This window comes from Gemmatimonadota bacterium, from assembly GCA_026705765.1.
GTDB lineage: Bacteria > Latescibacterota > UBA2968 > UBA2968 > UBA2968 > VXRD01.
On record JAPPAB010000159.1, the window covers coordinates 1 to 6,085 of the forward strand.

A 6,085-nucleotide genomic window follows, 5' to 3' on the forward strand; every position below is an offset into this window, starting at 1 on the left:
GATGTGGAGGTCGCCAGCCGGGTAGCGCGCGAGATGAGCGAGGCCGTGACGGAGCAGGTGCAAACGCATAAAGCGTATATCTTCCTTTTCGAACAGCCGGTATTGCAAAGGAGCCATCATCCGCTATTCTGGCGCGGTAGATGTAGTTTTCTGCGCCTTGCTGCTGCCAGTCCAGCCCTCGGTGTTCCCGGGGCCGCGCCAGAACGACCCATCCATTGCTGTGGTGTGTCAGATCCGTATCTTTGAATCTTCCCGTAACCACTGCTCTGTTGATCGGGTACTCCGGATGTTCCAGCCAACTGTAGGGCCAGTGCTTGCGATGTTTTTCACCCTCGCGCTTTGCATTATGCCACAAATGCTGAGCATCTTCACCTTTGTTCATATAAACAAAAACCGGCCCGAAGATCTTCTCCCATTTACCGCTGACATAATCTCCTCTACTGCCGTAGTGGTGAGAATAAAGCAGCTTCAGGATGATCGGTCCCCGATCAGTCGCGTGGCTGGTATTGTGTTGCTTTGTCGGACCGCCGCAGAGGTATTCATTGCTCGGCGTGACCATCCACACGCCCTGCTTTCCATTGTGCAAACCGTGTACAAGTGCCTCCTCTGTTGGAGATGACCAGTTATACTTTGTATCCACCTCTCCCGATTGGAGCGCATGTGTGGCATCCATCACCAGGCCCTTTGCGCTGGATATTGCCTTGCTATCCGAAATCACACCAGAGAGCTTGTCATTGACCCTGATATTCACCATCGAATCGTTTAAGCGCATCCCAAAACGAAGCTGTGTCAGCACGGCGTCGCCCGTATCCCCGGGTTTGCTGGCTACAACATAATAATAGAACCCCGAATCACCCGATCGCAAGACATAATGGAGTTCCATCTTGAACGGGAAACCTTCGGGTTGTTTGGGGGTGAATGAAATATCGACCATTTCCGAGTTGTTGACGTGGACGTTAAATTCGGGGTTCTGGTCGCGCAAAAATTTTGCTTTTACACTCGACTCTTTGCCCGCCATATAGTTTGTTTCCGAATCATCGATATAACTGGCCAGGATGGTGAAATATCCAAACTGTCTGGGAGATAGGAGAGCGTCTCCCTGATGCGCCAGCGAGATAATCCGTCCCGTAGATTTTTGGATCGCCATCGAAATGGAACTGTTTTTAAGGATGATTCTATTGCCAGATTCAACAAGCATCGAAGCCTCTGCGAAAACGGGCGTGCTGATCATACACTGTATGGATATAAGCAGAATGATGAATCCGCCCAATCCAATCTTTTTGAACATTTTGTGTTTTGCTATGAGGCGTTGCACAATGAAATGTCTTGATTGAGGTCCATTTTTGTATGTACTATAATATACGCAGTAGTTTCTACACTCACACTCAACTCGAAACAATGGGAAGAATATATATGGCACAAGAACGACCACACATACTCATTCTCACGGCGGACCAGCTACGGGCGGATTCTATGGGCTGCGCCGGTCATCCGCGGGTCAAAACGCCGGTCATCGACTCGCTTGCCAACGACGGCATGCGGTTCAGCAATTGTCACACCGTGTCGCCGGTCTGTCAGCCGTCGCGGGTGTCGTTCATCACTGGCACCTACCCTCACAACCACGGCATCTGGTACAACCGCGGCGAACTGCCGATCAACTATCCGACGCTGTTCTCCCAATTGCGGGACGCCGGCTACCACACGGCAACCGTCGGCAAGTCGCACCTCTGGAGCCACAAGAAGGTGTCTCATTTGCGCGAGGGTGAGCCGTATATGCAAGCGCTCGGCTTTGACGTCATTGACGAACTCGGAGGACCGCGGGGGAGTCTCAACTCGGACTCGTACTTCACCGACTACCTGCGCGAGAAAGATCTGTTCGAGCTCTTCGTCAGCGACACGCGCGAACGGGTTCGCGACCCAAAGCTCGTCAAACCGGCGGTGTTTGAGGAGGACGATCACATGGACGGGTACGTGGGCAGGCGCTCGGTCGAGTTCGTCGATTCTGCGCCCGGGGACCGCCCGACCTGTCTGTTCGTCAACTTCCCCGGACCACATGACCCGTGGGACGCGCCGGGGAAGTACGCCACCATGTACGATCCGTCCGATTCGCCGCCCGCCATCGGCGTGCCACCACGCCCCGCCACGCTCCCCGAAGAAGTCGCCCAGAAGGAGGACTTCAAGACAGAGCCGGGCCTGACCGCCGAAATCGCCGCTGCAATCCGGGCAAATTACGATGGCAAGATCACATTCGTCGATCACTGGTGCGGTGAGATCCTTGCGGCGTATGAACGACGCGGCTGGCTCGATGATCTCTGCGTCGTGTTCTGGTCCGATCACGGCGAAATGACCGGCGATCACGGCAGGGTGTTCAAACGCACCTTTCACGAATCTGCATTGCGGGTCCCCCTGATCCTGCGCTGGCCCGGACGGATACCGTCCGGTACTGTCTGCGACGCACTGGTGGAAACCATCGATGTCGGTCCTGCCTTGCTGGAAGCCCTGGGGCTCGACCAGTTGCAGATGTCCCTTGGGCAGTCGCTGGGGCATCTGTTCGCGGAGCCGACCGCACACCACCGCACCGAGGTATTGTCAGAGATCTACTACGGCGGTTCGCGCAATACGATGGTGAAAACCGAACGCTACAAATACGTCATGGATCAGCACGGCAGGGGGTACATGCTGTACGACATGCAGCAGGACCCGGATGAGCAGCAAAATCTGATCGGCGATCCCGAGCATCGGGATACGGAGAACGAGATGCGGGACACGTTGCTTCGCCGCCTCGCGGCCAGCGCGTTTGTCATGGACAGCGTGAACCTTTGAAAACAGCCTCCGAGACCGGCACGTCTAATCAGCAACGATTCTCTGATCAGAAGCACGCGTTTCGCTATTTTCATCCCCAAAAGCTGCGTTATCTTCGTCGTAATACCTGTTGTATCGTATGTTATTCCCACCGCTTACCCACACGGCGCGAAACAGCGTTTGCCGTTTTGGCGGCATTGTAGCAATCACTTCTTTGGGTACGCTGCGACCTCCCCACCTGCTGTTTACGGCATTGTAGAGGTGAAATAAGCTCAACCGCTGGCGATTCTCGTTTGTCCACCGAGTACCGGTATGGCATAGTGCTTCTGTGAAGATCAGCGCAGAACCTGCAGGACATGTATATGTGTCCCAAATTTCGCTCTCGCGGTTGCTCAATGAATCAGGTCGGCTAAATGCCGCCTTGTGGCTACCGGAAGCCAGCAGGGTGCCCCCGTCACCCGGCCCGATCTCATTTAATTCCCAAACCACGCGTGTCAATCCTGAATGCACCTTGCCTGGAAGCATCTGGTAGATATGTGAATTTCCAATGAGATTGAAATAGCCGCTGCCCCCGTGAGGCTTGAATCGATCGTATCCCACCTCGCGATAGTCCGTGCGTGTGCGCTCAAATGTAAACCCATAACAGTCCTCGGTTGCCAACTGCTGACTTGCAACAATCTCATTCAAAATCCCGACAATCACGGGATGATCCAGCAGTGCTTGAGAAGGTCCTCCCACCGGATTCCGTTCTTCTGGCGGAAGCGACTCAGGCTCCTTAACGAGCTTCATCTGGTGTTCGTGAATCTCTGCCAACTGATCGCCTTCAACTAATCCCGGCAGGCAAATCCAGCCCTTCATATCAAACAGGTACTTGTGCTCTTCGGTCATGGGAACGACCGGGAGCCCATCGGCATTGGTGGTCGGTAACATTTTGCCCACATCAGGCTCCAGGTTTGGACGTCCTCGATTCATAGCTAACTCCTTTCAGTTATTGTGGGAATCATTTCCCTTTTGACGTATCTAACCAGCTGAGGTACACCCGTTGTCGAGTGGCGATTTCCTTTTTGTGGGTGTAGTGCGCCGTTTCGAGCAATTCGAGTGTTTCGGGTGCCAGCCGCTCTTTGACCGCCTCAGGAATGGGACGGCCAGGCTGGCGGTGGTGTGGGCGGTAGCGCAACGTTAACACCCGGCGTTGGCGATCGACGGGTTTCCAGGGCAGGACCCCGTGGGTCAGGCATTCGGGTATAATGACCACATCCCCAGCTGAGGGCGTGATATTGATGACTCCCAACGGTACTTCTCCTTCGATGCGACCCTGGGAAAATAGCTGCGGTGGCCGGTCAAACTGGCTTTTGTGCGAACCCGGGAGCACGAGGAGCCCGCCATCACCTGGATGTACATCGTCCAGGTAGGGAAATACCACAAAGTCGTCGCAATAGATACGGCCCTGGTGTATCTCGTAACGGGCGCTCTCAAAGCCGTAGTCGTCGCGGGCGCAGTGCAGCGGGCTCGCCTCGGTGTGTCCGTCGGGATCGTCGACCATGAGGGTACCGCTGGCGAGCATAGGTTTGCCGTTTGTCAGCTCCAGCACGATGGGCCAGACTGCGGGCAGAAAGACCAGCTTTTCCAGCGCCCGGTCAAAGGCGAAGCCGTGAGCAAAGCCCTTGAGATTTTCTGATTGTCCGAAATGCGGCGGCAGGTCTTCCGGTGCGCTGTCGATGTAGCGCCTGGCAGCCTCCGAAGCCGCATCCAGTTCCCCCGGAGTCAGGACGTTCTTCAGGTGCAGAAAACCGCATAGATCAAAGAGATAGCGTTGTTCTTCGGTCATTATCGTCAGCCTTGCCTTTCGTCAAAACAGTGAATTTGGACCCCTTAGAATCAAAGAAGCTATTTTCCGTTGTTGTCATAGTCCCACCGCGAACACTCGCGCACCATCGGCAGTGGGCGAGATGTAAAATCATCTTTGAACAGTTTCTAAACTTTGTTAAGTTTTTGTTATGATCTTGCCCAGTTCCCAACCCTATTGAGGCTTAAGTCTATGAAACCCATGGCGCGTTTGTCGTTTTGCATACCTGCAGATCAGCGAGTAGATTTCCAGGAGGCCTTCCATGGCTGATCCCGAAATCCTGGTGCTGGGCGGTCCCGAGCGCGATCTCTATCTGGCCCCGGCCGATCTGGAGCGCCTGGATAGCTTTGCGAATTGGACATGGCTCCCCTGTGAAGCGGGTCAGGTCCAGCCCGGTCACCAGACCGAATTGTCGCGACGGCTGGCGTCCGTCCAGGCCCTGGTCGTCTATTCGGGGGCGCCCCATATCGGTCCCGAACTCCTGGAACAAGCCCCCGAGCTACGCCTCATCGGCGAATTGAACGGCGATCGTTTCGCCGAGCGCATCGACGTGGAGGCGGCCTGGCAACGGGATATCCGCGTTGTTGACACCACCAATGGCTCGTCCTACCCTGTCTCTGAGTGGGCCCTGGGCCTTATTCTCGTATCGTTGCGCAACGCCGGTTATTATCTGCGCCGCTACATGGAGGGAAATTGCCGCAAAACCCGCGACAACCCCAGCTTCCTGCGCGGCGAACTCACCGGCAAGACCGTGGGACTGATCGGCTGCGGTCATGCCGGCCGTCGCCTAATAGAATTGCTGCGCCCTTTCCGGGTCGCCATTCAGGTTTACGATCCCTACCTGCCTGGAACCATGGCCGAAGCCCTGGGCTTTCTCCTGACCTCACTCGAACAGGTCCTGTCGAGTTCCGATGCGATTGTCTGTCTGGCCCCGCTGACCCCCGGGACCCAGGGCATGATCGGTCGGGCAGAACTGGATCTGATCCCCTCGGGGACTGTACTGGTCAACGTCTCCCGCGGTCCCATCATCGATTCGGTCGCCCTGGTCGAACGCCTCAAGCGCGGCGATATTATCGCTGGCCTCGATGTTTTCGACCCCGACCCTATCCCCGACGGCCACGAAATAACCGGGCTGGACAATGTATTCCTTACGCCCCATATCGCCGGCGTCACCCGGGCCGCCTACTGGCGCTTTTTCGAGCTGATGGTGGACGAACTGGACCGCTTTTTCCACGGCTTTGAGCCCTATTTCGAATTGACCCAGCGCACCCTGGACGACCGCAGCGGCCGTCGCCCCGCCACTTATTAAAAAGAGGTCGGTTTAGTGATTACTCCCACCCTGAAGGACAAATATTTATGGTCTTCATTTTTTAAGTCTCTTTGGGTGAAAGCAGAAAATGGTCAAACCATGAGACCATCTGCTCGAAGTATTCAACG

The 6,085-nt window shown here is 55.5% G+C and carries 5 protein-coding genes; 2 read left to right on the forward strand and 3 right to left on the reverse strand.

From position 1 onward, the window contains the following. Positions 1–1,288, reverse strand: a 1,288-nt coding sequence (locus tag OXH16_20380; protein ID MCY3683762.1) for a hypothetical protein, incomplete at its 3' end; no start/stop codon positions are given. Between the two features lie 125 nt (positions 1,289–1,413). On the opposite strand from OXH16_20380, the gene OXH16_20385 reads away from it, so the two are divergent. Then, complete coding sequence (locus tag OXH16_20385) at positions 1,414–2,823, forward strand: sulfatase-like hydrolase/transferase (GenBank protein MCY3683763.1); 1,410 nt, start codon at positions 1,414–1,416, stop codon at positions 2,821–2,823. Positions 2,824–2,847: 24 nt separating this feature from the next. On the opposite strand, the gene OXH16_20390 is transcribed toward OXH16_20385, so the two are convergent. Together OXH16_20390 and OXH16_20395 are read right to left on the reverse strand one after the other, a co-directional pair. Then, positions 2,848–3,774, reverse strand: coding sequence for a hypothetical protein (locus tag OXH16_20390; GenBank protein ID MCY3683764.1), 927 nt, complete (start codon positions 3,772–3,774; stop codon positions 2,848–2,850). Between the two features lie 28 nt (positions 3,775–3,802). After that, a complete protein-coding gene (locus tag OXH16_20395; GenBank protein MCY3683765.1) occupies positions 3,803–4,630 on the reverse strand; it encodes a phytanoyl-CoA dioxygenase family protein in 828 nt (275 codons plus the stop codon). 280 nt (positions 4,631–4,910) lie between these two features. On the opposite strand from OXH16_20395, the gene OXH16_20400 reads away from it, so the two are divergent. After that, on the forward strand, positions 4,911–5,957 hold the full coding sequence (locus OXH16_20400; protein MCY3683766.1) for a hydroxyacid dehydrogenase: 1,047 nt from the start codon (positions 4,911–4,913) through the stop codon (positions 5,955–5,957). The last annotated feature ends 128 nt before the right edge of the window (positions 5,958–6,085 follow it).

Coding starts and splice junctions, on each gene's coding strand:
- OXH16_20385 (MCY3683763.1), top strand. CDS start 1,414: ATGGCACAAGAACGACCACACATACTCATTCTCACGGCGGACCAGCTA.
- OXH16_20390 (MCY3683764.1), bottom strand. CDS start 3,774: ATGAATCGAGGACGTCCAAACCTGGAGCCTGATGTGGGCAAAATGTTA.
- OXH16_20395 (MCY3683765.1), bottom strand. CDS start 4,630: ATGACCGAAGAACAACGCTATCTCTTTGATCTATGCGGTTTTCTGCAC.
- OXH16_20400 (MCY3683766.1), top strand. CDS start 4,911: ATGGCTGATCCCGAAATCCTGGTGCTGGGCGGTCCCGAGCGCGATCTC.